Source organism: Nitrospira sp. Nam80, from assembly GCF_965152575.1.
Window position 1 is genome coordinate 2,197,272 of sequence record NZ_OZ224216.1, and the last position, 26,060, is coordinate 2,223,331.

Consider the following 26,060-nt stretch of genomic DNA (forward strand, 5'->3'; position numbering starts at 1 on the left):
CGTAGCCAGGGGGCTAGCCTGTGAAAAAAAGGAAAAGCCTGGCGACAGAAGGTCGCTTGAAAGCATGCCCGGCGCCGTGTCCGGCTGAGATGTGAGTTGACATAATAAATCTTATCAGACATCTTAGGACGTGATTGCATGCTGCTGTACGAACTCTTAGCCAGGCTGCGCAAGGAGCTTTTGCTGACCGGCAACGCGCTGTATGAGACCGTGCTCGCTATTGCAGAACGCGTGAATCGGAAAGTGTACGTCTTACGGCTCCATAGTCAGGCCACGCAGCAACTTCAGTCCATCCGGGCACTCCAGGGCCAAGTCGGCCGACGGGTCGCCGACCATTTGGGATTGTTTTCCGAAGCGGCCGCGCCATCCCATGGCGGATCCGTGACGGATCTGGCTACGGTTGTCTCCGGCGCGGCACACCGGCTCAAACACGTGAAAACGGAACTGATGAAAACCGAGAGCCGCATTCGGGAACTCAAACGCGAAGCCGCGGATGAAGAATTGCTGGCCATTCAACGGGATCTTGCCCTTCGCGACGCCGCCTTGGCGCGGATTGTGGTGGCGCGTGGCGCGGCCGCTCTGGGCCATTCCCTCGGCGAACTCGATGTGCCGCCCACGACGCGAGTGGTATCGATCTTTCGCGGACCCTTTGTGTTGCCGATCTCGGATGAATTAGTCTTGCGTCCCGACGACGTGGTCGTCCTGGTCGGATTGCGCGCGGATGTGGAGCGCCTCGTCTCCCATTTCCAGAAGCAACGGACCTCGAAGACTGCTTCGTAACGGGCCGCATATTTTTTTGCCCGTGTCTGGTATCCTATCGGAACGGCTGGACTATGGCTTCCACAGTTCGAAGGAGGCGGAACGTGCGCATCGGACCTGCGCGGCTGATTCGAGATACGGCGGCCGGTGGCATGTTGATCGGTCTATCGCTCCTCGTTGTCGGCATCATGCCGGCGGCCGCTGTCCCGAGAGACTCCGCCGGACTAAAACTGCTCGAGGATATTCAGAACGTCATCACCGATCTGGCCGAAGAGGCTAAGCCGGCGGTCGTGAGTATTCTCCCCGTGCAAAACGGCCGGTCCCGTGATGTCTCGGGTGAACGGCTTCCCAACCCTTCAGGGTCCGGTTCCGGGGTGATCGTGGATGCCGACGGCCATATCATCACCAATAATCATGTGGTCGGCGAAGCGAGCGAGGTAGAGGTGCGACTGTCGGATAAAACCAAGCTGTTCGCGCAGGTCATCGGGAAGGATCCGGATACCGACCTGGCGGTCATCAAAGTGACCAGCGACCGTCCCCTCTCCAGCGCGCGCTTCGGCGATTCGGGCTTGGTCAAGGTCGGTCAATGGGTATTGGCGGTCGGAAATCCCTTCGGTCTCGATCGCACCGTAACCTTGGGGGTGGTGAGCGGCATCGGCCGGGAAAACATCAATCTCTCGCGGTATGAGAACTTTATCCAGACCGATGCGTCGATCAATCCCGGGAATTCGGGCGGGCCGTTATTCAACCTCAGAGGTGAAGTGATCGGCATCAATACGGCGATTATTAATTTCGCGCAAGGCATCGGCTTTGCCATCCCGTCAAATATGGCGAAGCAGGTCATGCAGCAACTCATTGCGAAGGGCCGCGTGGTCCGGGCGTGGTTGGGCGTCGGCCTGCAACCGCTCACGGTGGAATTGGCGAAAAAGTTCGGTGTGAATGAAGGCGAAGGCGTGCTCGTGAATGAAGTCTTCGACAAGGATCCGGCCGCCGTCGCCGGTATAAAACCGGGCGACGTCATCACGAAAATCGATAGCGGCCTCGTTGATAGCCCGAACAAACTCTCCCGCCTGGTCGCAGCGCTTCCCCCCGGCTCCACGGTCAATGTCGAAGTGGTTCGGGACGGCCGCCGCATCCAGCTGAATGTGGCCTTGAGTGAGCGGCGCGATCATGTCGTCACGGCTTCGCTGCCCCAGTCTCGTTCCGAAGTCAAGCTCGGTCTGGACGTCCAAGATTTGACCGCCGCGCTGGCCGACAAGTTTAAGCTGGCGGAGACGAAAGGCGTTCTGATCGCCCGGGTCGAACCCGGAAGCCTGGCGCAAGCGGAAGGCTTGCGCGAAGGAGACCTCATCAAAGAGGTCAATCGTGTCGAAATCGGAACCGTGACCGAATTCAGCGCCGCCGTCTCCAAAGTCAGGCGCGGCGAAACGGTCCTCCTTCGCGTGTTGCGTGAGAGCCGCGCCTTCTTTGTGGTCCTTAAGCCCTCCGACCGCTAGGCCGGTGCCTCAATGCGCGGCAACGGGCTGGCGCGCCGCTTTCTGTTCCTCGATGATCCGGCCCATCAAGTCTCGCGGTACCTCCTCGTAATGGGAAAACTCCATTACATAACTGCCTCGCCCGCCGGTGATCGAGGTCAGTGAGGGCGCATATTTCAGCAGTTCAGCCAGCGGCACGGTAGCCGTGATCGTTTCGGTATGGCCTTTGGCCGCCACCGTGACAATCCGCCCGCGCCGTGAATTAAGATCCCCGATTACCGCACCGATGACATCCTCTGGCGCTTCGACATCGACCGACATAATGGGTTCGAGCAACACCGGATGCGCGGCTTCCATTGCCTTCTTAAATCCCATCGAGGCCGCGATCTTAAACGCAAGTTCCGACGAATCCACCACATGGTACGAGCCGTCGTAGACGGTGACCCGCACATCTACAATGGGAAAGCCGGCCAGGACGCCTTCATGCATGGCTTCGACGACCCCCTTCTCGACTGCAGGGATAAAATTTCGGGGAATCGCGCCGCCGACGACGCGGTTCGTAAATTCGTACCCCCCTCCACGCGGAAGCGGCGCCAGTTCCAGCCAGCAATCGCCATATTGGCCGTGTCCGCCGGTCTGCTTCTTATATTTGCCCTGCGCTTGTGCCACGCTCCGGATGGTTTCTTTGTATGGAACCTTCGGTGTGTGGACGGCAACCTCGGCGCCGTATTTGCGATGGAGTTTTTCCAGCGCGACATCCAAATGGAGTTGCCCCATGCCGCTGAGCACCATCTCTTTCGTTTCGGAGTTGCGCATGAACTCCAGGCTCGGATCTTCTTCGATGAGTTTATGCAGGCCCAAGCTGACCTTTTCGATGTCGGCCTTCGATTTCGCTTCAATGGCAAAGGACAAGACCGGCCGCGCCAACCGGAGTTGCGGATACTGAATCGGCGCCCGCTCGTCGCATAACGTATCCCCGGTCATGGTGTCCTTTAATTTGGCAATGGCCACGATGTCGCCGGCCGACGCACTGGGAACCGGAGTGTATTTCTTGCCGAGGATCGTGAACAGGTGCCCTCCCTTTTCCTTGATCCGGCGAGTGGTGTTATAGATTGCCGTGTCGGCGGGCAGGACGCCGGAAAGCACCCGCAAATAGGACAGGCGACCGACGAACGGATCAATGATGGTTTTAAACACATAGCCGGAAAAAGGCTCCGATGGGGTTGCCTGCCGGACAACGGGTTCAGAGGTGCCCTCTGCGGGCAGTCCTCGAAGCGGGAGGGCTTCCGCTCGCGCTGCTGGTGACGGCAACAGCGCGATGCAGGCGTCCAGCAAAGTCTGGACGCCGATGGTGCGAATGGCAGACCCGCATAACACGGGAACAATCTTGCCTTCCTGCATGCCGTTGCGAAGCCCTTGCAGCAAGTCTTCCTTCGGAAGCGTACCTTCGGATAGATAGGTCTCGAGATAGCGGTCATCGACTTCGGCGACCGCTTCGGTCATTCGCTTTGTCGCTTGCTCAACCAGGGGCATCAGCTCGGGCGGAATGTCCTCTTCCTTCACTTTGGCACTGTCCGGACTGGACGAGTAGGCACGACCGGTCATAATATCGACGATCCCCGCCAGTTGCGGCCCAGCGCCGATCGGCAAGGACAGTGGAACGGCCGTCGTCTCGAACTCCGATTGGAACCCATCCACGAGCGACAGAAGGGATGTCCCGTCTTTATCCAATTCATTGACGAAGATAAGGCAGGGCAAATTCGCGTCACGAATCGCGCCCCACAGCCGCGTCAGCTCGCTTCTTATACCGCTGGAGGCGCTCAAGACGAGAACCACTCCGTCCACTGCGCGGAGGGCCGCCAGCATTTCCCCGGCGAAGCTCGACGCTCCCGGCGTGTCGACTACATTGAAGACGGTCTCTTTATAAGGCAAATGAACGACGCTCGTGCTCAGAGAGGTATGGCGGTGGATTTCTTCCGGCTCAAAATCGGACACCGAGGTTCCGTTGATCACCGACCCCAGCTGCGGCACCGTGCCTGCTGAGTACAACATCGCTTCGATCAATGAGGTTTTCCCCGATCCGGCATGAGACACCACGGCGACATTTCTGATGGATTCCATGGACGAGACTCTCATGATGAACCTCCTCGGGTTGTCGCCGAACGCGCCATGCCGCCCGGCGAGCAGTTGGTATGGGCAGGTGCTATATGGACATTCGTCAATTCCTCCTTGATCTGTTCAAGACGGCCGGTGGCTGCTATCTCCCCGTCAAGCGATGTTGCTCGCCGGCTCGATCCAGCCCTGGTCGGCAAAACTGACATAACGGCCGTCTCCAAGCACCAAATGGTCCAAAATCCTGATTCCCAGGAGCTGTCCGGCCGACACCAATCGGGACGTCAATAGGCGATCTTCTTGACTGGGTGTGGGGTCGCCGCTGGGGTGATTGTGGAGCAGGATGAGAGCAGCCGCCGACTCCCGGATGGCTAACTGGAACACTTCCCGGGGGTGGACGAGGCTGTGCGTTAAGGTGCCCTCGGAGATCGTGGCTTCCCGAATCATCGCATTCTTGGCGTCCAAGAGCACGATGGTGAAGACTTCATGGCGGAGGTTTCTGAGTCGAGGATGAAAATGCTTGAACAGGTCCGCGCTGGACGAGACGCGAATCCCCGTGGAAAGCGGCGCGGAGATCGCCCGGCGTCCGAGTTCAAGTGCGGCCTTGAGTTGAGCAGCCTTGGCCGGCCCGACACCGGGGATGGTGCACAGCTCATCCAGACCGCAATGCACTAAGCCGGAAATCCCGCGGAGTTCATGGAGAATATCCATCGCCACTTCCACCGCCGAGGCGTCCCGCCGCCCCACTCGTAAGAGAATGGCGAGGAGATGGGCGTCCGATAGGGCATCAGGCCCGTGCTTGAGCAAGCGCTCGCGTGGACGCTCGGCTTCGGGCCAGTCGATGATGCCAAGGCCGCGCTGCTTCTGTTCCATACCGGCTCACTGCGACAGAAAACTGTCACGTTGAACGTTTTTGTACTGGCACATTGGCGCATCTCAGGGGGGAGAGGTACCGATTGGAAAACGTAACCAATTGACAAATAACGAGTCGACATTTTGGTGCAGGTCTTGCTTGGGATTGCCTACAGTCGCCGTCAACGTCACCACCGAGGAGGGCTACCATGGAATGTCCGAAGTGCAAAGGCCTGATGATGCTGGAGAGATTTTCTGATTTCTTTCTCATCTTCTACGCCTGGAAATGCATCAACTGTGGCGCCATCATCGATCGCACCATTTCGGCAAACCGTCGGAAGAGCCTCGCGGCACGCGAAACCCAAACCGTCGCCACGCGTTAGCCTCGTTTCCGCCGGGTGGCCGAAGCCTGAGGTCGCAGAAAGACTTCACCGTCTCAAGAGGCTCGGTTCAGCACCGGCGTCGAGACGAAATCGGTGCCATTATAGCGAGCGACTCATTGGTCGTCAAAGCCGTACGGGGCAACCCCGCATCAACGAAATCCTGCCGCTCCAATCGCGCCGTGTCCTCTGGCTAAGTAACTCCTGAGCGGCGCGGAGGTTGACAAGGCGGCAACGTTTCTCCTCTTCCGTTTCTTCCGCTTGACCCCTTCAAAAACGCTATGTTACAGTGATTACCTGCATGAAAGTGAGACTCTCCTTCTAACCGTTATGCGTGTCATCGCGGGTGTGCACCGAGGCCGTCGCCTCCTGGGGCCGAGTGGACCTACGATCCGTCCGACTTCAGACCGCGTCAAGGAAGCCCTCTTCTCCATTATCGGCGACCGAATCGTCGGGGCTCGCGTCCTCGACCTGTACGCGGGAACGGGAGCCTTAGGAATCGAGGCGCTCAGCCGCGGGGCTGCCCATGTGACCTTCATCGAAGAAGACCTCTCGGCAGGTCGGATTCTACAGACGAATCTCCAGCGCTGCCGCGGCGTCGGCGCTGCCGACACCCATGTCAATGCCACTCGCGTCGAATCATACTTGCGCCGCGGGCGGCAGCCGCATCCCTTCGATATCGTGCTGGCCGATCCTCCGTATGCCGAGACCGCTGAGTTCATCCATGTCCTGGCGTTGGTCCCGGCCGAAACATTCGCGTTACGCGCGGTGCTCGTTCTCGAGCATGCGAAGAAAACAGTCATCCCGCCGACCCTCGGTGTCTTTCGCCTGGTCCGCCGGTATGAGTACGGTGACACGGCGCTCAGTCTCTTCCAGCTGGCAGAGGAGCCTTCGGTTTCGCTATGAAGATCGGCGTATATCCCGGCACATTCGATCCTGTCACGCACGGGCACACCGATATTCTGACGCGCGGCCTTCGTATCTTCGAAAAAGTGATCGTGGCGGTGGCACCGAATCCGAGCAAGCACCCGCTCTTCAATTTGACGGAGCGGCTGGAAATGGTTCGGCTTGTCACGAATGACATTCCCAATGTCGAAGTCATGGTCTTCGAGGGCTTGCTGGTGGATTTCGTGCAGCGCTGCGGGGCCCATGCTATTCTACGAGGGCTGCGGGCCATCTCGGATTTCGAGCATGAGTTCCAAATGGCGCTGATCAATCGCAAACTAGCTGAAACGGTCGAGACGGTGTTCCTCATGCCGAGTGAAGAATATTCGTATCTCTCTTCCACCATCATCAAAGACGTCGCGACGCACGGCGGATCCTTGAAGGATTTCCTGCATCCGGTTGTGGCGCAGCGTCTTCAGGAACGGATTCGAGGTCTCAAAGCATGAAACTGGCAGCGCGTGCGGCACGTGTGGTTCCCTCCCCGACTCTCAGCATTACCGCCACGGCGAAGGCGATGGCGGCCCAGGGCGTCGATGTGATTGATTTTGCCTCCGGCGAGCCCGACTTCGATACGCCCGCCCCGATCAAAGCCGCGGCTGAGGCGGCCATCCGCGCGGGATTCACCAAGTATACGCCCTCAAGCGGGATCGATGAATTGCGCAACGCCATTGCCGACAAGTTGAAGGCGGAACAGGGCCTGCAGTACGACAAATCACAAATTCTCGTGTCCTGCGGGGCGAAACACTCCTTGTACAATGTGGCCGAGGCTCTGTTGGAGGCCGGAGATGAAGTCATTATTCCCACGCCGTTTTGGGTCTCTTACCAGGACCAGGTGCTGCTCAACGACGCCACCCCGGTGTTGCTTCCGACGCGCGAAGCGGAGGGGTATATCATTCAGGAAGCGGAGCTCGACCAGAAGGTGACGCGGCACACCAAGGCCGTGATCGTCAATGGACCATGTAATCCAACCGGCGCGACGTATGATCGCCGCACGCTCGAAGGCATTGCGGCGGTGGCATTGCGCCATGATCTGATAATTATTTCCGACGAAATTTACGAAAAGGTGCTCTACGATGACCTCCGCCATGTCAGTATCGCCTCCTTGGGGCCGGATGTGGCGGCCCGGACGGTGGTCATCAACGGCGTTTCCAAAGCCTATGCCATGACCGGCTGGCGCATCGGATACGCCGCCGGACCGAAAGACCTCATCACGGCGATGGCCAATATCCAGAGTCAGAGCACCTCCAATCCTTGTTCAATTTCGCAAAAGGCGGCCGTCGCCGCATTCCGGCTGGGAGATTCCTTTACTGTCGAGATGGTGCGCGAGTTCGATCGGCGCCGCCGCGTGATGGTCGAACGACTCAACAAGATCAACGGGGTCAGTTGCCGGATGCCGACCGGGGCCTTCTATGCATTTCCCGATATAGCCGGTGTCCTCAACCGTCGAGCCGACGGTCGCCTGTTGAAGTCGGCGTCCGATGTGGCTACGTACCTGCTGAAGGAGGCTCAAGTCGCAGTCGTGCCGGGCGAGCCCTTCGGCAGTGGAGATCATATCCGGCTCTCCTATGCCACGAGTATGGAGGCTATCGAACGAGGCCTGGCGCGGATCGAGCAGGCGTTGCATCGGCTGCGCTAAAAAGCGGGGTGTGCCGGCGCCTCACCGAGCTTGATTTTTTTTGGATTGACCTTATCTTCTCTTAACGCAGAACGACCATCATGTAACAGGAGCGACTGCCGTGCCGATTTATGAATATCTGTGCCAGGCCTGTTCCCATCGATTCGAAGTGAAGCAAAGCATCAAGGATGATCCCATTAAAAGCTGCGCCCGCTGCGGCTCTGCAGTGAGTAAGCTGATTTCCTCCCCCGCCATTATGTTCAAAGGCAGCGGGTGGTACGTGACGGATTATTCCGACAAGTTGAAGCCCACGGACGGGAACGGCGAAGCCGAGAAGAAGACGACGGACAAGCCGGCCGAAGGAACACCGCAGCCGGCGGCCGCCGCTGAGAGTACGACAGCATCTGCGCCGGTGGCTGCAAAGGAAACGTCGGCTGCTCCAGCCGCCGCATCCCCCTCGTCCGGCACAGCAGCCCCTACCCCGACGACATCATCTTCATAGGCGCGAATTGTGACTGGCCCAATCCCTCCGCTCGCTCCATGCCCGCGACTCGTTTCGGCGGGGAGGCGCTGGATTTCCTTTTCGGCGTGGTCTTTGCCGGAGGCTTCGGTGCCGGTTTGTGGGACGGTTTGGTCGGCGCCTTGCTCTTAGTTTTGCCGGCGGTACCTTTGGTCAGCTTGGCGGTCCGTTCCCGTTCGGCCGAAAGCGCCCGTTCCAGATTCGCCAGCATGGCGGATTTCTCTTTGTTGACGCGGGTCAGTTCTTCGACGCGGGTCTGCAATTCCTCTTTCGCTTTGTTCGACGCATTGAGCTGATTCTGCAACAACGCCTTGTCCGCCGCGGTGGTCTGAGCCTCCGTACGCAGTTGTTCAATTTGAGCTTGAAGCGCCGGCGGCCAATAATCGCATCCCGTCAAAGCTACGGTGATGGCTGCGCCGAATGCGAACGCGATCGCGACCTGTCGAAACGAACGTATCATCATAGGTGTGTTCCTCCGGTGGCGCCGATTATACAGACAAAGCCGTATCACTTCATGGAGAAAGTTCACATCCCGACTGACGGAGTACTGAGTCGATCGCCGCACGGGAGACGGCGCCTTCACGGATCATGCGGACCGGCACCCGCGCGTCAAGGACGGTCGATGGCATGCCTCCCGGTGTCGATCCGGCATCGAGAACCATCTGAACGTCGTCATGCAGAATCGCAGACACCTCTTCCGCCGTGCAGAGCGCTCTCTGACCCGATCGGTTCGCGCTCGTCCCCGTCACCGGCCCGACCCGCATAAGCAATTGCCGAAGCAGCGGATACGCCGGAAGGCGAACCCCCACCGTGTCGCTGCCGGCGGTGAGCAGCCGGGACAGGAACGGCCGTGCGGGAAGAACCAGCGTAAGCGGGCCCGGCCAGAACGAGCGCATCAGGACGTCAGCGGCCGGTGGCACCGTCTCGACCAGCAACCTTAGCTGGTCCACCTCGCCGATCAGGACAAGGAGGGGTTTGTCATCGGCGCGTCCCTTGACCTGTACGACCGTGTGCAGAGCCTCCACATGAAAGGGAGACGCGGCCAACGCATAGGAGCTTTCCGTTGGAATAGCCATGATGCCGCCGGCGATGAGATGGTTTGCGACCGCGGAGTACGTTCCCTCGTTGAGCTCGGTATGAAATGGAATGACGGTAGGCATGGAATCTATGATCATCGGACACTTCGCGGAATGGAATGCCGTTCGGCGATGAAGTGCTCGGCGGCCTCTCCATTTCGTGGCACCGGCGACGGTTGAGTCAGCGCGCGGTACGACGGGGGTGAGAATGAGGCCGGCGCCTCATAATTGGATCGCCCGGGAGGCGATGTCCGTCCGATAGTGGCACCCGTCAAACGAGATTGTCCGAACGGTTCGATAGGCGGCGTCCCGTGCTTCCATCAAACTCGACGCTCGACTCGTGACGCCCAGCACACGCCCGCCGGCGGTCAGCACCCTCCCCTCCTGTTGTGTGGTGCCCGCGTGGAAGACGACGATCTGGTCTTGCGGCACTGCTGGGTGAAGCCCATGGATCGGCAGTCCGGTCTTGTAGGGCCCCGGATAACCCCCGGAGGCCAACACCACGCAGAGCGCGGCCGACTCATGCCACTCCACGGCGAGTTGATCCAGACGATGATTCACCACCGCCTCGAGGATGTCGAGTAAATCGGTTTTCAGCAGTGGCAATACCGCCTGCGTTTCGGGATCACCCATTCGAGCGTTAAATTCTAATACGTATGGTGAGCCCTGGACAATCATCAGGCCGGCATACAGCACACCTTGGAACGGGCAGCCCAAACGCCCCATGGCATCAACGGCCGGCTGCAAAATGTCCTGCAGCACCCTCTCGCGGAGCGCGGGCGTGGCCACCGGCGCCGGCGCATAGGCGCCCATGCCGCCCGTATTGGGCCCGGTGTCCCCGTCCCACACTCGTTTGTGATCTTGAGCGGGCGCCATCGGCACAACGGTATTGCCGTCGGTAAAGGCCATGACCGTCAGCTCTTCCCCGTCCAGAAATTCTTCGATGACCACCCGCAACCCGGCCTGACCCAAGAGGCCCCGTTCCATGAAATTGCGGACGGCCTGCCGCGCCTCTTCGCGGCTGGATGCCACCACCACCCCTTTGCCCTGCGCCAGCCCGTCGGCTTTGACGACGATCGGGACTTGTTCTTGATCGAGATATGCCAATGCGGGCTCCAGTTCATCGAAGGTCTTCGCCCGTGGAGTCGGAACCCGATTTGTTGCCAGCAATTCCTTGGTAAAGCTTTTGCTCGATTCGAGGCGGCTTGCAGCCTTGGTGGGTCCGAAGATTTTCAACTTCGCTTTTCGGAATTCGTCCGCGATGCCGAGGGCAAGCGGTGCTTCCGGCCCGACGACGGTCAGATCGATACGCTCCGCCAGTGCAAAGTCTTTGAGGCGGGTGATGTCATCGGCCTGAATTGGTACGCATGTCGCGAGATCCGCTATGCCGGCATTGCCGGGCGCGCAGAAGAGTTGGGGATCACGAGGACTCTGTGCGAGCTTCCACGCCAACGCGTGTTCGCGCCCCCCGCTGCCGATGATGAGTATCTTCACGGAAGCGCCTCGCATGAATTCTTGAAAAAAGAGAATCGCATATGGAATGAGGGACCGACGAGTCCCGGCTGCTCACAATGATCGTGGGCCAGGGCCGCAGGAAGGCTGGACCCTGAGGCGTTACTCTTGCGTCAGTACGTTGAAGGGGACGGACGACCGAGAACGAAGCCACACGACATTTTGAGCAGCGGCTAGTGGCGGAAATGCCGCATGCCGGTAAGTATCATCGCCACCCCATGCTCATCAGCCGCTTTCACCACTTCCTGATCGCGGATGGAGCCGCCCGGTTGAATGACGGCGGTAATGCCCGCTTGCGCGGCCGCATCGAGACCGTCCCGGAACGGAAAGAACGCATCCGACGCCATTACGGCCCCTTTCACAGGAAGCACCGCCTTCATGCCGGCCAACTTCACCGAATCGACCCGGCTCATCTGGCCGGCGCCGATTCCAACCGTCTGCCCGGAAGTGGCGTAGACGATCGCATTCGATTTCACGTGCTTGCAGACGATCCATGCAAAGCGGCACGCGGCGTACTCTTCATCCGTCGGCTTCCGCACGGTGGGCACCTGCAGCACCTTGATATTCTCCAACCGGCCGAGATCCCGATCCTGCACGATCAATCCTCCGACGAGTTTTTTGAGGTCATAGCCTTCCTGTGCCGCCTCCGACAAAGGCCCGACATCCAAGAGGCGGAGATCCTTCTTCCGTTTGAGTTCCGCTAATGCGTCCGGCGCAAAGCCCGGGGCGATCACGACTTCCACGAAGGTGGAGGTAATCTCCTTCGCGGCGGCCAGATCGACCGGACGATTGAAGGCCAGCACACCACCGAATGCCGAGATCGGATCAGTCTCCCGCGCCTTCACGTAGGCGTCCACCGGAGTGGCGCCCAGCGCGACGCCGCAGGGATTGTTGTGTTTGATGATGACCACGGCCGTATCGGAGAACTCCTTGACGAGTTCAAGCGCCGAGTTGGCATCGAGAAAATTATTGTAGGACATCGCCTTGCCGTGCAGGATCGTCCCTCGCGAGACCGACGGTTCCTGAGACCGGCGCTCGCGATAAAAGGCGCCCTGTTGATGGGGATTTTCTCCGTAACGGAGGGTCTCCACCCGTTCAAATTGAAGCGAAAGAATCGCGGGAAATTTGACCTCCCCACCCTGGGCCTGCTTTTCGAGGTAGGACGCAATGAGCCCATCGTAACGCGCGGTGTGCTGAAAGACTTTCATCGCCAGTTCCCGGCGCAGGGCCGGGGTCACCGTTCCTGATGTCAAAGCCTCCAGGACGCGCTGATAGTCGGCCGGATCCACCACTACAAAAACGTCTTCATGATTCTTGGCGGCAGACCGCAGCATGGAAGGGCCGCCGATATCGATATTTTCAATCGCGTCGGCAAATGAACAGCCGGGTTTGGAAATGGTGGCTTCGAACGGATAGAGATTCACGACGACGACATCGATCGGACCGATGCCTTGTTCCTGCATTTGCGCGACATGGGCCGGGACGCTACGCCGTCCTAAGAGACCACCATGAATCTTGGGGTGTAACGTTTTGACTCGCCCGTCGAGAATCTCGGGCGACCCGGTATAGGCGGCGACATCGGTCACGGCGATGCCCGCCTCACGCAGAGTCTTCGCCGTGCCACCCGTGGACAAAATCTCCGCGCCCAAGGAGACCAGCCCTCGGGCCATCTCCACGACTCCGGTCTTATCAGAAACACTGATCAATGCCCGCGCAATGCTGGCCATGATGGGCTCCCTTGTAGTCGTATCTTGAATAAGGTGGTAGGACACTCACATGATAAAAATGCGGGCGAAGAATATCAGATGGACGATCGCCGATTCAAGCTACCGGCTGGGCATTGATTCGGGAACGGGCGCCTCACCCTCGGCCCTGCGGGGCTGCAAGGCCTGAGCGGGTGCAATGTCCGGGCTAGCCTCGCCCGTGATGATATGGTAGGCTGCGCGCTCAAGCCAGCTTGGTGCGGTCCGGTGATGAGACATCGAATCGGATCTCGTGCGGCCGGCGGATAACGGCAATCCCTCGCGTGCGATCGAGGATGGATGAGTCCTCGCGTACTCGATTCATTGGACGATTCATGACGCGTGGCAAAATTCTGGGGATCGGTACTCTTGCATTGAGCCTTGTCGCTTTTATCTGCATTTCCCGCCATCAGCCGGTGGCCCACACGGCTTTAGCCGCCCCCTCGTTCAGCGCTTCGCTGGAGAACAATCAGCTGACCCTGTCCGGTTCCGTCGGATCCGAAGCGCATCGTACCGCCGTCATCGCCCGCGCTCAAGAATTGCTGAAAGGCACCCGCGTGAAAATAGCGGATCATCTGACAACCGGCGACGATGTGGCGACGGCGGGCTGGGAGCCGGCGCTTCCCGCCTTGCTTGGCATTCTGACCGCCCTCCATGCTAAAGGGTCAATTGAAGTTCACGATCAGGTAATTACGGTGAGGGGCACCGTGGCCAATGGAGATCTGAAAGCGAAAGTGATGCATGAACTAACGGCGCTGACCGGGTCAGCCTACCGGCTTGAAGATCATCTCACGGTACTGCCTTCCGTGGACACTCCGGTGCGTGACGCTCCCGCACGCCCGTCCCGCGCGTCCGTTCAATCGAGTCTTGATGAGATACTGCGGCGCGAAACGATTGCCTTTGAAAGCAATAGCGCCACAATCAGTTCACGCGGCCGAACGGTCATCGACAAGCTGATCCCGATCTTGCGGCGCGCGCCCGATTTGTCGGTGGAGGTGGCCGGTCACACGGATGCTTTTGGAGATCGGGACTACAATCTCCAATTAAGCCAGAGGCGAGCCGAATCCGTTCAGCAATATTTACTCAAGCATGAGGTCCCGAATCGGCTGTCCGCCGTCGGATACGGGGCGAGTCGCCCGCTCTCGAATGCACGGACGAGAGTAGCTCAACAGAAAAATCGGCGGATCGAACTCCGCGTGAAAGAGGAGCGCTGAGTCATGCTGACGTTCATCGCGCAAATTCTCGGATGCCTATTTATAGCGGCCGCTATCGGCTTGGCCATGGGCTGGCTGTTGCGAAGCTTTACCACTTCCGAGAAACGCCAGCAGTTGTCTGAAATCGCGGCGCGGTTGCGGGGGCGCGAGCACGAGATGGATTCGTTGCACCATGAGCTGAAAGTCCGTACATCGGCCGTGCAAATTCTGGAAAGTAAAATGATGGCCGCGGAGGCGGCGCTCAAGGACCTCCAGGCCGAGACGGCGATGAAAACCGAGCAGATCAATCTGCTGCAGGCCGGGATTACGGATAAGACGGCGTCCGCGAACTCGCTGGCTCGTGAAACCGAGACGCTGCGACAGGCCCTTGCGGAGGCCGAACGGGTTTTGGCCGAGCGCGCCACGCGTTATGCCGATATGGAAGCCGAACTTGAAACCGCCCAGGATCTCATGGTTCGCCGCGACCAAGAAATCGCCACATTAAAGACGTGGGTTGATCAACTCGAGGTCAAAGAGGCCGAGATCGGCCGTCTTCGGGGACAGGTCAAGGAAGTCGACTCGTTGCAGCGTCAGTTGGCCGCCATGGAAGCCGGGCGGCTTGAAGCCGAACAACAGGCGCGGCAGACACGGGACGAGCGGGAAGCGATTGAGGCTCGGTTGGAACTGTTACTCAATGAATCTCGGACCGAACGAAGAAATCAGGAGGACCGAGCGCGTGGGGAGGCCGAGCAGCATGCAGCGGCGCTGCAAGAACAAGAGGCGCTCATCGGGTCATTACGTCAAGAATTGGTTGAACTGGAAGCTCTGAGAGAAGACCTCGTTCACAAGGAGGCGCAGTTGGCGCAGGCGGAAGAACGGCGCATCATGGAAGTCAGCGAGCGAGAGGAAGAGATCGCCGCCCTGCGTCGCCGCTTGGTGGAATATCGGGTGGCGCAGGGATTGATGGGCAAGACCGCCGCGCGACAGCCGGAAGCGGAAGTCGAGGATGCACCGGTCGCCAAGCCGGGTAACGGATCAGGCCAGCCCAAGGACGACTTGAAGAAGATCCATGGGATCGGCCCGGTCATCGAACGCGTCCTCAATCGCATGGGTATGTATACATTCCTGCAAATCGCGCAAATGGATCAGACGGATATTGTGCGTGTCGCCGATAAGCTCAATACCTTCCCCGACCGCATCATGCGCGATAACTGGATCGAAGGCGCCAAGCAGCAGCATTACTTGAAGTACGGCGAAAAGCTGTAAGCGGCCGGTTCAATCGACGTCTTATCGACATCTTATTGTGAGGCCTGTACGCCGTGCCGTTGCTGCCGTCCGACGACTCCGCTTCTTTGCTCGCCTTCTTCTCCGATGGCGCCGGTCCCGGAATGATATAGCTGGCTTGGCCTTTGGCCGTGACATCCGCAGTAACGGTGTCGCCCTCCTCCAATTTCGTCCCGTCCATCATCATTTTGTGTTACCGTCCACATGCAACCGTACTTCTTTTCCGGAAAGGTCCCGGACCACATAGGTCTGGCCGTCAACTTTATTGGCCTCGCACTGTTTCCGACGGCGATGAAGAAATGACCTCGGCGAAACTTCCGGCGCGTCCCGTTGCGACTGCTACTAAAACGATGATCGACATTAAGAGAATCTTTCGCTGTCTCATCATCCGCCCTCCTTTCAAGGGAGCCAGAAATAGCTATTGTGATGGAAACGAAGCAAGCGACGGGCCATTGCGGCAGGACACTCCGTTCGGCAAAGCCCGCAAGGGTCTCTGAGAGATGGGGAGCAGCGGACGCATGACAGCGGCCATTCGCTCGGCCTCCTCCCCTTCCTTCATTTGACTTCCCTTCTTCACCCTTCTAAAATCCGCGCCAAGAATCTCACCCATGCCATCGCAATTCGTCCATCTCCATCTGCACACCCAATACAGTCTGCTCGACGGCGCCAATCAGATCGATCCGCTGGTGCAGCGCGTGAAGGAATTCGGCCAGCCGGCGGTGGCGATGACCGATCACGGCAATATGTTCGGCGCGGTGGAGTTCTACCGGAAGGCTACCGAATCTGGAATCAAGCCCATCATCGGCTGTGAAGCCTATATGGCGCCGGGAAGCCGCCTGGCGAAGGACAGCGGGCTGGCGAACAACGATTATTACCATCTTATTCTGCTCGCCTCGAACCGCACCGGATATCAGAATCTCATCAAGCTGGTCAGCAAAGCGTATCTCGAAGGATTTTATTACAAGCCGCGGATGGACAAGGAAATATTGCAGCAGCATTCCGAGGGACTCATCGCCTTGTCCGGTTGTTTGAGCGGGGAAGTCTCCTACCTGATCGGTCAGGGAGATCTCGAGGGCGCGACGAGAACCGCCGGCGAGTACCGGGAGATCTTCGGCAAAGATCATTATTACCTGGAGCTGCAAGCGAACGGATTGGAGCACCAGCGCATCGCCAACGACGGCTTGCTGGCCATCCACAAAAAGCTCGGGATTCCATTGGTCGGCACGAACGATTGCCACTATCTGAAGAAAGAAGATGCGCATCCACACGAGCTGATGCTGTGCCTGCAGACGGGGAAGACGATCAACGATGCCAATCGCATGAAGTTCGATACGGATCAGCTCTATGTGAAATCCACGCAGGAAATCGAAACAGAGTTCAAGGAATTGCCGTCGGCCGTCTCCAACACCGTCCGCATCGCGGAAGCCTGCACGTTGGAGCTGGCGTTCAACAAAACGTACTTGCCGAAGTTCACCGTGCCCGACGGATTCACCCGTGAAACCTATGTGGAGCATCTGGCGATGGAAGGACTGGCGGCGCGTTTGAAGGAACGCCCCACCGCCCTCCCGGCCCTCACTTATCAGACGCGGCTCAAGGAAGAGCTGGCCGTGATCTGTTCCATGGGATTCGCCGGGTATTTCCTCATCGTCTGGGACATCATCAAATTCGCCCGCTCCCGAGGCATTCCCGTCGGTCCGGGGCGAGGCTCGGCCGCCGGCAGCCTGGTCGCCTATGCGTTGCGGATTACCGATTTGGATCCGCTGGTGTACAGCCTGCTCTTCGAGCGGTTCTTGAATCCCGAGCGCGTCTCCCTCCCCGACATCGACATGGATTTCTGCATGGACCGGCGGGACGAGGTCATTAACTACGTCGTCGAGAAGTACGGCAATGACCACGTCGCGCAGATCATCACGTTCGGGACGATGAAGGCGAAGGCCGCCATTCGCGATGTGGGCCGGGTGCTGGATATGCCCTACGCGGAGGTCGATCGCATCGCGAAGCTGGTCCCCGACGATCTCAAGATGACGCTCGATAAGGCGCTGGAGCAGGAGCCGCGTCTGCGCGAACTGGTGGACAAAGACGCCAAGGTCAAGGAATTGATGTCGGTCGCCCAATCGCTCGAAGGCCTGGCGCGTCATGCCTCCACCCATGCCGCCGGCGTGGTGATTTCCGACGAGCCGCTCACCGAACATGTGCCGCTCTATAAAGGAGCGAACGACGAAATCGTCACCCAATACTCGATGGGGGACGTGGAAAAAATCGGTCTCGTCAAATTCGACTTTCTCGGGCTCAAGACCTTGACGATGATTCAGCGGGCCGTGAACCTGATTCAGGATGGCGCATCCGGCTCTGCCGCGTTTTCGATCGACGCGATTCCCTATGACGATCCACAGACCTTCGCCTTGCTCGGCTCCGGGAAGACGACCGGATTGTTCCAGTTGGAAAGCTCCGGCATGCGCGATCTGTTGATGGGACTGAAGCCGGACCGCTTCGAAGACATCATCGCCATCATTGCGCTCTATCGACCCGGTCCCATGGACCTGATCCCGGACTTCATCAAACGCAAACAGGGAAAGATTCCGATCGTCTACGAGACACCGGAATTGGAACCGATTCTCAAGGAAACGTACGGCGTCATCGTGTACCAGGAACAGGTCATGGCGATCGCCAACATGGTAGCCGGGTTTTCATTGGGACAAGCCGACATCCTCCGGCGCGCCATGGGGAAGAAGAAGCCGGAAGAGATGGAAAAGCTCCGCGTCAAATTTCTCGACGGCGCCCGGCAAAAAAAGATCGCGGAGAAAAAGGCCGACAAGCTGTATGAGCTGATCCAAAAGTTCGCTGGCTATGGGTTCAATAAGTCTCATGCGGCGGCCTATGCCGTCGTGTGTTATCAAACCGCCTATCTCAAGGCGCACTACCCGACTCAGTTTATGGCGGCGCTCATGACGAGCGATATAGGGAATGCCGACAAGATCGTCGGCTACTTCACAGAATGCCGCGGACTGGGGATTCCCGTGCTGCCGCCGGACATCAATCGCAGCCAACAACATTTTGCCGTGCACGACGGCGCCATTCGATTCGGATTGGCGGCCATCAAGAACGTCGGGGAAGGCGCGGTCGACTCGGTCATTGCCATCCGAAATGAGACCGGCCCGTTCCGCTCATTTTTCGATTTCTGCCGGCGGGTGGACCTCCCCAAAGTCAACAAACGCATGATGGAAGGGTTCATCAAGGCCGGCGCCTTCGACTCGATGGGAGGCCGGCGTTCGCAGTTGATGGCCGTACTCGATCAAGCCATGGAAGAGGGTGCCGCCATGCAGAAGGAGCGAGCGTCGGGGCAGACCAGTATGTTCGCCTGTGAATCGGGATCGGAACCACATGCGACCGCGCTTGCCGACCACCCACTTCCGGATGTGCCGGAATGGAGCCAGGGCGAACTCCTGAAATACGAGCGCGAGTTGACCGGTTTCTATATCAGTGCGCACCCTCTCGCCCGCTATGAAGCCGCGATTCGCCTCTTCACGACAGCGACGACCGACCGGCTGGCCGACGTGCCGGACGGGCGCGAAATCAAACTCTGCGGCATCATCACCGCCGTGAAGTCCATGTTGACCCGGAAAGGTGACCGGATGGCGTATCTGACCCTGGAGGATTTACATGGGATGGTAGAAGTGATAGCCTTTCCCGACCTCTACAAAGACAACGCCGATCTGATCGTGCCCGAACAGGTGGTCAGGCTCTCGGGAACCGTGGATCGCGGGGACAAGGGCACGAAAATACGGTGCAGCAAGATCGAAATGTTGGCCGAATTGCAGACCAAAGCCATTTCCAGCGTGGCCATCCGGCTCAATGGCTCGCCGGGGATGGCGACCAAGCTCCCCATGCTGCGACACGTTTTTCAGCGCCATCCCGGGTCGTCTTCCGTCACGCTGGTCTTTGCCGTCGATCCCGACTGGGAAGCCCGCTTGGCCCCCCTCCCCAACATCAAAGTAGCTCCCAGCGAGCACTTTATCGCCGATATAGAGGAAGTCCTAGGCAAGGGGTCGATTACTTTGGTATCGTAACTGAGGCCTCGTGAAGACCCGTAATGGGTGGGGTGTACCGATGAGAGACTATCTGGATTTCGAGAAGCCGATTCGGGAACTTGAAGAAAAGATTGAGAAACTCGCCTCCGCCGAAGCGCCGAAGGCGGGCGCGCAGGACGAGATCCGGAAGCTCCGGACGAAACTGGCTCAGGTGGAGCATGAGCTGTACAACAGCTTGACCCCCTGGCAGCGGACCCAGCTCGCCCGCCATCCGCAACGACCCACCACCCTCGATTATGTCAATGAGCTCTGCCGGGATTTTCAAGAGTTGCACGGCGATCGGAATTTCGGAGACGACCGGGCGATCGTCGGCGGCTTTGCCCGGTTCAACGATCGCTCGGTCATGATCATCGGCCATCAAAAGGGCAAGACGCTCAAGGAGCGCATGCAGCGGAATTTCGGCATGCCGAACCCCGAAGGCTATCGTAAGGCGCTGCGGTTGATGAAGCTGGCGGAAAAATTCGGGCGGCCGATCATCACATTTATTGATACCCCCGGCGCCTATCCGGGCATCGGGGCGGAAGAACGAGGACAAGCCCAGGCCATCGCGTGGAATCTTCTGATGATGTCACGTCTCGCCGTGCCGATCATTTCCATCGTCATCGGCGAGGGGGGCAGCGGGGGCGCGCTGGCGCTCGGCGTCACCGACCGTATTCTCATGCTGGAGCATTCGGTCTATTCGGTCATCTCACCGGAAGGCTGTGCGGCAATTCTCTGGGATGATCCGGCCAAGGTGCCTGATGCGGCATCCGCTTTGAAGATGACTGCACACGATCTCGTCGGACTGGGCATCGTCGATGAGGTCATTCCCGAACCGGTGGGCGGCGCGCATCGCGGGATCCGAGCCGTCTCCGATCGAGTGGCCAAAGTCCTCACCAATCATCTTTATCATCTGACCGAATTGCCGGCCGACCAACTGCTCCGCGAACGGGAACTCAAATATCGGAACATGGGCACCATGGGTGGTGTATCCGTTCCGGCGTGACGTCGGCCGCGACTGCGTTCCGTCGTCAATCCCATCCATCCGTCGCCATTCCAATCCCGGCGAATCGCTCCCGGACGGCGGCCAGAATCGTCGTGCGCAGACAATTCCGATAGGGAGCCAGGTTCCCGTCACCGAGATACCGGTCGAGGGTGCGGGCGAGTTTCTTCCACCAGGCTCGAGCGGATTGCCGAACGGCCGATGCGGCCGGGCCGCCGCTTGCGAGCATGTGCCTGAGTTCCTGTTCGAAAAATCCCACATGGGTTTCTTCATCTTCGAGAATGCCGGCGAGATCCGGACGCACGCCGACCAGCAGTTTGGCAAACTCCAATCCAAGGACTTCATATCCATACAGATGCACCGCGAGCGCTTCCCATTGTCTCGGCACGCGGGGCAGGATCGCCTTGTCCCAGGAGGGTACGCCCAGCATGGATTCGAACTGTTTGAGATGCGCTTCCTCCTCCGCTTCATGCCGTCGTAGAAAAGCGGCGGCGTGCGGCGGGACCTCGCTCGCCTGGGCCGCACGCACGGACCGCATGGCCATGGCTTCGGCTTTCAGAAACCGTTCGAGCAAGGGCTGTTCGCAAGAGGCGGGAAGAATCATATGTTTTCTTCGTCGGGCGGCTCAATGGGCCCGGCCCATTCTCCCTTGGTGAGCGCCACTTCCTGGAATCCACCGTCGGGCCACTGAAACTGGCCGACCTCATCCACTTGGACGATCAGCGGCTCGTCCTCATGATGTTGCCCGCGGTACCAATACCAGCCGGCATGCCCCGGCTTATGTCTCGTCCATTTCAAGCTCGTCATGGGTCAGCGCACCTTCTGTAATACCCCTTCCGCCACCGTGGCGTTCGGATTGCCTCCCACGATCGTATCCTTGTCCCCGAAGTGCGAGGTCGATTGCGTGGTGAGCCTCATCTTGAGTCCACCGGGCACCAATGCATATTCGAATAGGGCTCCTTCGAGATGTTGATCCATATAGCCTTGGCTGGCTTTCTCGAACGAACCCATGATCGAGACCGCCAGCTGTCCCGGCCCTACCTGAATGTCTTTCACGACGACGCGCTGCACGCCGCCGCCCGATGGCACATACTCGATCGTTTGGCCTGCCTGGGACAATTCGACTTGGCGGGTCACGCCGCGATTGTTGGTGTACGAGTACAGCGGCAGGCCCGATGCGCTGAAATCAACGACCACTTCCGATGAACTCCCGTCGGCTCCGGTGAGCAAACCTTTCCAAGAGCCGGTGATGTCTCCCGCATAGAGAGCGGGGCTCACCAGCAGGGACAGCACTGCCGCCATGATAGTGATTCGCGCCACTCGTGACATTTCTCTCACCTCCCAAGACAGACATGAATGAGCGCCGTCATGAGGCATGAACAAATTCCCAGAGCCAGGTGCCCTCGTGGTTTGATACAGTCTCTTGCCGGTTTGTGACGGCGAACACCGTATCATGGAACGACTTCCAATTGAAGAGGCACTTCCCGCTCTTCGCGACGCGCTGGACCGATACCGGGCTGCTGTGCTCGCCGCACCGCCGGGAGCCGGCAAGACGACGCGGGTTCCCCTGGCATTGTTGTCCGAACCGTGGCTCAACGGGCGTAAGATTATGATGCTGGAGCCGCGGCGTTTGGCTGCCCGCGCGGCCGCCCGCTACATGGCCCGCTCGCTCGATGAGACAGTCGGCCACACCGTCGGCTATCGGGTACGGCTCGACACCAAGGTGGGACCTCACACGAGGATTGAAGTCGTCACGGACGGCATTCTCACGCGCCTCCTCCAGCATGATCCATCCCTGGCCGACTATGGCGCGATCATCTTCGATGAATTTCACGAACGGAGCCTCCAGGGTGACCTCGGTCTGGCCCTCGTACGCGAGTCGCAACGGCTCTTCAGACCGGATCTGCGCCTCCTCGTCATGTCGGCCACGCTCGACTGTGCCGCCGTGGCCGCCGCGTTGGACGGTGCCCCCGTCGTCTCATCCGCTGGCCGGCTCTTTCCCATCGAGACCCGCTATGCCGGCCATTCCATCACCGGACCGATTGAACCGGCGGTCGTGTCCGCAATCCGCCGTACGCTGCCGAACGAACACGGCAGCCTGCTCGTCTTTCTGCCCGGCATGGCGGAAATCCGGCGGGTCGAACAGCACTTACAGAAATTGAACCTTCCCGCCGATGTGGCGGTGTATCCGCTGCATGGCGATCTCCCGCAAGAACTGCAGGAGGCCGCGATCGCGCCGGCGGCGCCAGGCCGGCGCAAAATCGTCTTGGCTACGTCAATTGCGGAAACAAGTTTGACGATCGAAGGCATCCGGGTGGTCCTCGATGCGGGGCTCATGCGGGTGCCACGCTTTAATCCACGTACCGGCCTGACGCGATTGGACACAGTTCGCGTGACGCAGGATTCCGCCGACCAACGACGAGGCCGGGCCGGTCGCTTGGAGCCCGGAGTCTGCAAGCGGCTTTGGACGGAGGCGGAGCATCGGGCCTTGTTGCCGCGACGCTCCCCTGAAATTCTGGAGACCGATCTGGCATCCTTTGCCTTGGAGTTGGCGGCCTGGGGAGTCGGCGATGCGGCGGATTTAACCTGGCTCGATCCTCCACCGGCCGGCCCCTTGGCTCAAGCCCGCCAGTTGCTGGTCGGACTGGGCGCGCTCGATGAGCAGGGCGTGATCACAGCGCATGGACGGCAGTTGGCTGAGATGGCGCTGCATCCCCGCCTCGCTCATATGATCCTGAAAGCCCTGCAGATCGGCCAAGGGGCACTGGCGTGCGACCTCGCCGCTCTGCTGGGCGAACGAGACGTGCTGCAAGGCCCGCCGGGATGGCGTAACACCGATCTGCGCATCCGGGTGGAAGCGGTGCGCGGGGTGACCGACCACGCGCAGGGAACCACAGTGAATCGCGCTCTCTGCCGGCACATCGATCAAGTTGCAGCCCAATGGAAACGCCGGTTGGGGATCGGGACGTCGCGGGCCGGCTCGATGGAGGCCCTCGGACTGTTGTTGGCCTTTGCGTATCCGGATCGTGTCGCGCAGCGCCAACCGGGCGTAGATCGCCGGTATCTGCTGGCCAACGGGCGAGGCGCGTCATTTGCGCACGAAGATCCCCTGGCACGAGAAGACTATCTGGTGGCGGCGCAGGTGGAGGACAGTGGGCAGTGGCCGCGTATCCTGCTCGCGGCTCCGATTACCCTGCGTGAGCTTCTCCATCACGAAGCTGATCTCATCAAGACCATCGATCTTCTCTCGTGGGATGATCGCTCGGAAGCCGTGCTCGCGCGGCGCCAGCGTCGATTCGGTGCGGTGATTCTCGAAGACCGGCCGCTGCCTGATCCGGATTCCCGCCAGGTCTCCGCTGCGCTCATGACGGGCATCCGGCGAATCGGGTTGTCGCGCCTATCTTGGACACCGGAATTGCTGCAATGGCGGGCGCGCGTCATGTTCGTCCGGCGGAATGAAGACCCATCCGCTGGATGGCCCGATGTATCTGATCAGGCCTTGCTTGCTCACGTGGAGAAGTGGCTCGGCCCGTTCGTCGAAGGAATGCGAACATTCGAGCAGGTGCGGCGGATCGATCTGCAGGAGCCGCTCTTTTCGTTGCTCACTTGGGCGCAAAGAAAAGACCTCGACCGGTGGGCCCCGACGCATCTCACAGTGCCGAGCGGTTCACGAATCCGCCTCGACTACGAGTCCGGCGAGCATCCGGTACTCTCCGTCAAACTGCAAGAAATGTTCGGGTGCCGGGACACGCCGTTCATCGCGGGAGGGAAAGTGCCGGTCATGCTGCATCTGCTTTCACCTGCCGGCCGGCCGGTCCAGGTGACGAAAGACCTCGCGAGTTTTTGGGCGACGACCTATCAGGAGGTCAAGAAAGAGCTTCGCGGCCGCTATCCGAAACATCCCTGGCCGGACGATCCGCTAAAGGCAGAAGCGACGAAGCGAACCAAGAGAAAGGTATGAGTTGGAATTGACCTAAGAATAGCGACTCAGTAACATTTTTTGCCGAGCGGTGAGACGAGCGCGGGTGGTTCCCAGGAGGTGACAGCATGCCGAAGAATATCGTGGTCTGCACGGATGGCACGTGGGATCGTCCCGGTTCCACCGACAGCGGCTCGAGTTTCTTGCCGGATGACACGAACGTCTGCAAATTCTTTTCCCTTTTGCCCGGCGACTCTCAACAGCAGTCGGCAACGACCCGTGTCAAATCAGTCTCGGGACAAATCGCATTTTACGATGACGGGGTGGGAGCGGACGGCATCTGGGCGGTCCGCATAGCGGAGGGGGCGACGGGAGCAGGCTTGGAACTCAAGCTGCGAGCCGCCTACCGCTTTGTGAGTGAACAGTATGAAGCCGGCGATCGGCTGTATCTGATCGGGTTCAGTCGAGGAGCCTTCACGGCGCGGAGCTTGGGGGGCATGTTGACCCGCTGCGGCGTCCCAGCGAAACAATTTCAGAATGACGTTTTCGCGAGTCATGCGTTCGATGTCTATCGCCGCAACAATGCTGCCGTGACAGCCGCCTTTCGGGCGGATTATCAGAGTCGAGATGTACTGATTGAAGTCATCGGAGTCTGGGATACGGTCGGCGCGCTCGGGATTCCACTCCTGCTGTTCAGCGGCCTGGACCACCTATTATTCAGTTTCTATGATACCTCGCTGCACCCGAATGTGCGCTTTGGGTACCATGCGGTCGCGATCGATGAGAAACGGGAAAGCTTTATCCCGACCCTGTGGGATCCCCGTGACGGGGTTGAGCAGGTATGGTTTGCCGGAGTGCATGGAGACGTGGGGGGCGGGTATAAGGAAACAGGATTGTCCGATACCACCCTGGCGTGGATGCTGGAAAAGATTCGCCCGCACGGTGTGCTCTTCAATGACCGCGCGTTTACGCCGGACGGCACCTGCTTGATTCAGGGAAATCCCCTGATGATGCCGATGCACGATTCCTATAAACCGCCTTTTCTCACGCCGCATCCGTCGGTGCGCGTCATCCCGCCATCCGCCGAATTGCATGTCAGTGTCCAGGAGAGATTGGAGAAGGCCCGGCCGGAGTATCGTCCGATCAACCTCCCGCCGGACCCGAGGAAATATGTGGAGTGAAGACGTATCGCTTAGTATCCCCGCCCGCTGCCGCCGCGTCCCATTCGGTCCATCGGCAGCGCTTCATAGCGCTGTTTCAGGTCGGGATGGTCGTTGAGATAGCCTTTGACGGCCGCGTCATCGGCGAAGACTTCGGGACTGCGCTTGCGATACTCGTCGATCGTCAGATCATACTTCGACAGGACCGTGTTGAGTTTCCCGTTGATGTCGTCCCGCATTTCGCGCATTTTTTCCGGCGACGGCCGCTGGCCCTCTCCAAACGACATGCCCCCGTCCTTGAAGTAGTTGGTCATCATCTCACCGATATCGATACGGGCCTTGACGAACTTTTCCACCTCGGCCGGTTCGGTCGCGAGGGCCGGCCCGGCATACAGCATGATTCCCATAGAGATCCCGATTATGATTCGCGCCACATTCATTGCCCC

At 59.4% G+C, this 26,060-nt stretch carries 23 protein-coding genes; 13 read left to right on the top strand and 10 right to left on the bottom strand.

The features are described from left to right. The first annotated feature begins 138 nt into the window (after positions 1-138). The gene (locus ACWGXE_RS10320) at positions 139-780 is read left to right on the top strand and encodes a TrkA C-terminal domain-containing protein (protein WP_447603462.1); all 642 of its coding nucleotides are present in this window, start codon (positions 139-141) and stop codon (positions 778-780) included. A gap of 83 nt (positions 781-863) precedes the next feature. Then, positions 864-2,255, top strand: coding sequence for a Do family serine endopeptidase (locus ACWGXE_RS10325; RefSeq protein ID WP_447603464.1), 1,392 nt, complete (start codon positions 864-866; stop codon positions 2,253-2,255). 9 nt (positions 2,256-2,264) lie between these two features. On the opposite strand, the gene fusA is transcribed toward ACWGXE_RS10325, so the two are convergent. Both fusA and radC read right to left on the bottom strand, forming a co-directional pair. Continuing rightward, positions 2,265-4,370 carry an elongation factor G gene (fusA, locus tag ACWGXE_RS10330; protein ID WP_447603466.1) on the bottom strand — a complete coding sequence of 702 codons (2,106 nt, stop codon included), beginning with the start codon at positions 4,368-4,370 and terminating at the stop codon, positions 2,265-2,267. A 132-nt stretch (positions 4,371-4,502) separates the two neighbouring features. After that, the gene (gene radC / locus ACWGXE_RS10335) at positions 4,503-5,219 is read right to left on the bottom strand and encodes a RadC family protein (protein ID WP_447603468.1); all 717 of its coding nucleotides are present in this window, start codon (positions 5,217-5,219) and stop codon (positions 4,503-4,505) included. A 188-nt stretch (positions 5,220-5,407) separates the two neighbouring features. Between radC and ACWGXE_RS10340 the strand changes: the two genes are divergently transcribed. The 5 genes from ACWGXE_RS10340 (at position 5,408) to ACWGXE_RS10360 (ending at position 8,640) form a co-directional block, all read left to right on the top strand. Beyond that, positions 5,408-5,581, top strand: coding sequence for a hypothetical protein (locus tag ACWGXE_RS10340; RefSeq protein WP_447603470.1), 174 nt, complete (start codon positions 5,408-5,410; stop codon positions 5,579-5,581). 327 nt (positions 5,582-5,908) lie between these two features. Continuing rightward, positions 5,909-6,484 carry a 16S rRNA (guanine(966)-N(2))-methyltransferase RsmD gene (gene rsmD, locus ACWGXE_RS10345; protein ID WP_447603472.1) on the top strand — a complete coding sequence of 192 codons (576 nt, stop codon included), beginning with the start codon at positions 5,909-5,911 and terminating at the stop codon, positions 6,482-6,484. Next, positions 6,481-6,969, top strand: a complete 489-nt coding sequence (gene coaD / locus ACWGXE_RS10350) for a pantetheine-phosphate adenylyltransferase (RefSeq protein WP_447603474.1) — start codon at positions 6,481-6,483, stop codon at positions 6,967-6,969. The genes rsmD and coaD overlap by 4 nt, the downstream gene beginning before the upstream one ends. Next, a complete protein-coding gene (locus tag ACWGXE_RS10355; protein ID WP_447603475.1) occupies positions 6,966-8,159 on the top strand; it encodes a pyridoxal phosphate-dependent aminotransferase in 1,194 nt (397 codons plus the stop codon). Before coaD ends, ACWGXE_RS10355 begins: the two co-directional genes overlap by 4 nt. A gap of 100 nt (positions 8,160-8,259) precedes the next feature. Then, positions 8,260-8,640: an FmdB family zinc ribbon protein gene (locus ACWGXE_RS10360; protein WP_447603477.1), complete on the top strand. Its 381-nt coding sequence runs from the start codon at positions 8,260-8,262 to the stop codon at positions 8,638-8,640. On the opposite strand, the gene ACWGXE_RS10365 is transcribed toward ACWGXE_RS10360, so the two are convergent. From ACWGXE_RS10365 to purH, 4 genes are all read right to left on the bottom strand, one after another. Next, a complete protein-coding gene (locus ACWGXE_RS10365; protein ID WP_447603478.1) occupies positions 8,615-9,121 on the bottom strand; it encodes a hypothetical protein in 507 nt (168 codons plus the stop codon). The genes ACWGXE_RS10360 and ACWGXE_RS10365 overlap by 26 nt on opposite strands. A 49-nt stretch (positions 9,122-9,170) precedes the next feature. Beyond that, on the bottom strand, positions 9,171-9,833 hold the full coding sequence (locus ACWGXE_RS10370) for an L-threonylcarbamoyladenylate synthase (protein ID WP_447603480.1): 663 nt from the start codon (positions 9,831-9,833) through the stop codon (positions 9,171-9,173). A gap of 123 nt (positions 9,834-9,956) precedes the next feature. Next, on the bottom strand, positions 9,957-11,228 hold the full coding sequence (gene purD, locus ACWGXE_RS10375; RefSeq protein WP_447603482.1) for a phosphoribosylamine--glycine ligase: 1,272 nt from the start codon (positions 11,226-11,228) through the stop codon (positions 9,957-9,959). A gap of 191 nt (positions 11,229-11,419) precedes the next feature. Continuing rightward, complete coding sequence (gene purH / locus ACWGXE_RS10380; RefSeq protein ID WP_447603484.1) at positions 11,420-12,973, bottom strand: bifunctional phosphoribosylaminoimidazolecarboxamide formyltransferase/IMP cyclohydrolase; 1,554 nt, start codon at positions 12,971-12,973, stop codon at positions 11,420-11,422. A gap of 350 nt (positions 12,974-13,323) precedes the next feature. Here purH and ACWGXE_RS10385 point away from each other — a divergent pair, with 350 nt between their 5' ends. The 4 genes from ACWGXE_RS10385 to ACWGXE_RS10400 all read left to right on the top strand — a co-directional run bounded on the left by ACWGXE_RS10385 (position 13,324) and on the right by ACWGXE_RS10400 (position 20,538). Beyond that, positions 13,324-14,202 carry an OmpA family protein gene (locus tag ACWGXE_RS10385; protein WP_447603485.1) on the top strand — a complete coding sequence of 293 codons (879 nt, stop codon included), beginning with the start codon at positions 13,324-13,326 and terminating at the stop codon, positions 14,200-14,202. A 3-nt stretch (positions 14,203-14,205) separates the two neighbouring features. After that, positions 14,206-15,447 carry a hypothetical protein gene (locus ACWGXE_RS10390; protein WP_447603486.1) on the top strand — a complete coding sequence of 414 codons (1,242 nt, stop codon included), beginning with the start codon at positions 14,206-14,208 and terminating at the stop codon, positions 15,445-15,447. A 626-nt stretch (positions 15,448-16,073) separates the two neighbouring features. Beyond that, positions 16,074-19,532, top strand: coding sequence for a DNA polymerase III subunit alpha (locus ACWGXE_RS10395; RefSeq protein ID WP_447603488.1), 3,459 nt, complete (start codon positions 16,074-16,076; stop codon positions 19,530-19,532). 40 nt (positions 19,533-19,572) lie between these two features. Then, complete coding sequence (locus ACWGXE_RS10400) at positions 19,573-20,538, top strand: acetyl-CoA carboxylase carboxyltransferase subunit alpha (RefSeq protein ID WP_447603942.1); 966 nt, start codon at positions 19,573-19,575, stop codon at positions 20,536-20,538. A gap of 25 nt (positions 20,539-20,563) precedes the next feature. Here the strand turns inward: ACWGXE_RS10400 and ACWGXE_RS10405 are convergent, their stop codons facing one another. Genes ACWGXE_RS10405 through ACWGXE_RS10415 form a run of 3 tightly spaced genes read right to left on the bottom strand, consistent with a single transcriptional unit; the run spans position 20,564 to position 21,864 of the window. Further along, the gene (locus ACWGXE_RS10405; RefSeq protein ID WP_447603489.1) at positions 20,564-21,139 is read right to left on the bottom strand and encodes a hypothetical protein; all 576 of its coding nucleotides are present in this window, start codon (positions 21,137-21,139) and stop codon (positions 20,564-20,566) included. Beyond that, positions 21,136-21,342 carry a hypothetical protein gene (locus ACWGXE_RS10410; RefSeq protein ID WP_447603491.1) on the bottom strand — a complete coding sequence of 69 codons (207 nt, stop codon included), beginning with the start codon at positions 21,340-21,342 and terminating at the stop codon, positions 21,136-21,138. Before ACWGXE_RS10410 ends, ACWGXE_RS10405 begins: the two co-directional genes overlap by 4 nt. 3 nt (positions 21,343-21,345) lie before the next feature. Beyond that, complete coding sequence (locus ACWGXE_RS10415; RefSeq protein WP_447603493.1) at positions 21,346-21,864, bottom strand: hypothetical protein; 519 nt, start codon at positions 21,862-21,864, stop codon at positions 21,346-21,348. A gap of 124 nt (positions 21,865-21,988) precedes the next feature. On the opposite strand from ACWGXE_RS10415, the gene hrpB reads away from it, so the two are divergent. Then, on the top strand, positions 21,989-24,496 hold the full coding sequence (hrpB, locus tag ACWGXE_RS10420) for an ATP-dependent helicase HrpB (RefSeq protein ID WP_447603495.1): 2,508 nt from the start codon (positions 21,989-21,991) through the stop codon (positions 24,494-24,496). An 86-nt stretch (positions 24,497-24,582) separates the two neighbouring features. After that, a complete protein-coding gene (locus ACWGXE_RS10425) occupies positions 24,583-25,635 on the top strand; it encodes a DUF2235 domain-containing protein (protein ID WP_447603497.1) in 1,053 nt (350 codons plus the stop codon). Between the two features lie 11 nt (positions 25,636-25,646). On the opposite strand, the gene ACWGXE_RS10430 is transcribed toward ACWGXE_RS10425, so the two are convergent. Continuing rightward, positions 25,647-26,054: a hypothetical protein gene (locus tag ACWGXE_RS10430; protein ID WP_447603499.1), complete on the bottom strand. Its 408-nt coding sequence runs from the start codon at positions 26,052-26,054 to the stop codon at positions 25,647-25,649. Positions 26,055-26,060 lie beyond the last annotated feature (6 nt).

Bases quoted from the DNA above. Each gene is read 5' to 3' on its own strand.
- ACWGXE_RS10320 (WP_447603462.1), top strand. From the start codon at position 139: ATGCTGCTGTACGAACTCTTAGCCAGGCTGCGCAAGGAGCTTTTGCTG.
- fusA (WP_447603466.1), bottom strand. From the start codon at position 4,370: ATGAGAGTCTCGTCCATGGAATCCATCAGAAATGTCGCCGTGGTGTCT.
- radC (WP_447603468.1), bottom strand. From the start codon at position 5,219: ATGGAACAGAAGCAGCGCGGCCTTGGCATCATCGACTGGCCCGAAGCC.
- ACWGXE_RS10340 (WP_447603470.1), top strand. From the start codon at position 5,408: ATGGAATGTCCGAAGTGCAAAGGCCTGATGATGCTGGAGAGATTTTCT.
- rsmD (WP_447603472.1), top strand. From the start codon at position 5,909: ATGCGTGTCATCGCGGGTGTGCACCGAGGCCGTCGCCTCCTGGGGCCG.
- coaD (WP_447603474.1), top strand. From the start codon at position 6,481: ATGAAGATCGGCGTATATCCCGGCACATTCGATCCTGTCACGCACGGG.
- ACWGXE_RS10355 (WP_447603475.1), top strand. From the start codon at position 6,966: ATGAAACTGGCAGCGCGTGCGGCACGTGTGGTTCCCTCCCCGACTCTC.
- ACWGXE_RS10365 (WP_447603478.1), bottom strand. From the start codon at position 9,121: ATGATGATACGTTCGTTTCGACAGGTCGCGATCGCGTTCGCATTCGGC.
- ACWGXE_RS10370 (WP_447603480.1), bottom strand. From the start codon at position 9,833: ATGATCATAGATTCCATGCCTACCGTCATTCCATTTCATACCGAGCTC.
- purH (WP_447603484.1), bottom strand. From the start codon at position 12,973: ATGGCCAGCATTGCGCGGGCATTGATCAGTGTTTCTGATAAGACCGGA.
- ACWGXE_RS10385 (WP_447603485.1), top strand. From the start codon at position 13,324: ATGACGCGTGGCAAAATTCTGGGGATCGGTACTCTTGCATTGAGCCTT.
- ACWGXE_RS10390 (WP_447603486.1), top strand. From the start codon at position 14,206: ATGCTGACGTTCATCGCGCAAATTCTCGGATGCCTATTTATAGCGGCC.
- ACWGXE_RS10395 (WP_447603488.1), top strand. From the start codon at position 16,074: ATGCCATCGCAATTCGTCCATCTCCATCTGCACACCCAATACAGTCTG.
- ACWGXE_RS10400 (WP_447603942.1), top strand. From the start codon at position 19,573: ATGAGAGACTATCTGGATTTCGAGAAGCCGATTCGGGAACTTGAAGAA.
- ACWGXE_RS10405 (WP_447603489.1), bottom strand. From the start codon at position 21,139: ATGATTCTTCCCGCCTCTTGCGAACAGCCCTTGCTCGAACGGTTTCTG.
- ACWGXE_RS10410 (WP_447603491.1), bottom strand. From the start codon at position 21,342: ATGACGAGCTTGAAATGGACGAGACATAAGCCGGGGCATGCCGGCTGG.
- ACWGXE_RS10415 (WP_447603493.1), bottom strand. From the start codon at position 21,864: ATGTCACGAGTGGCGCGAATCACTATCATGGCGGCAGTGCTGTCCCTG.
- hrpB (WP_447603495.1), top strand. From the start codon at position 21,989: ATGGAACGACTTCCAATTGAAGAGGCACTTCCCGCTCTTCGCGACGCG.
- ACWGXE_RS10425 (WP_447603497.1), top strand. From the start codon at position 24,583: ATGCCGAAGAATATCGTGGTCTGCACGGATGGCACGTGGGATCGTCCC.
- ACWGXE_RS10430 (WP_447603499.1), bottom strand. From the start codon at position 26,054: ATGAATGTGGCGCGAATCATAATCGGGATCTCTATGGGAATCATGCTG.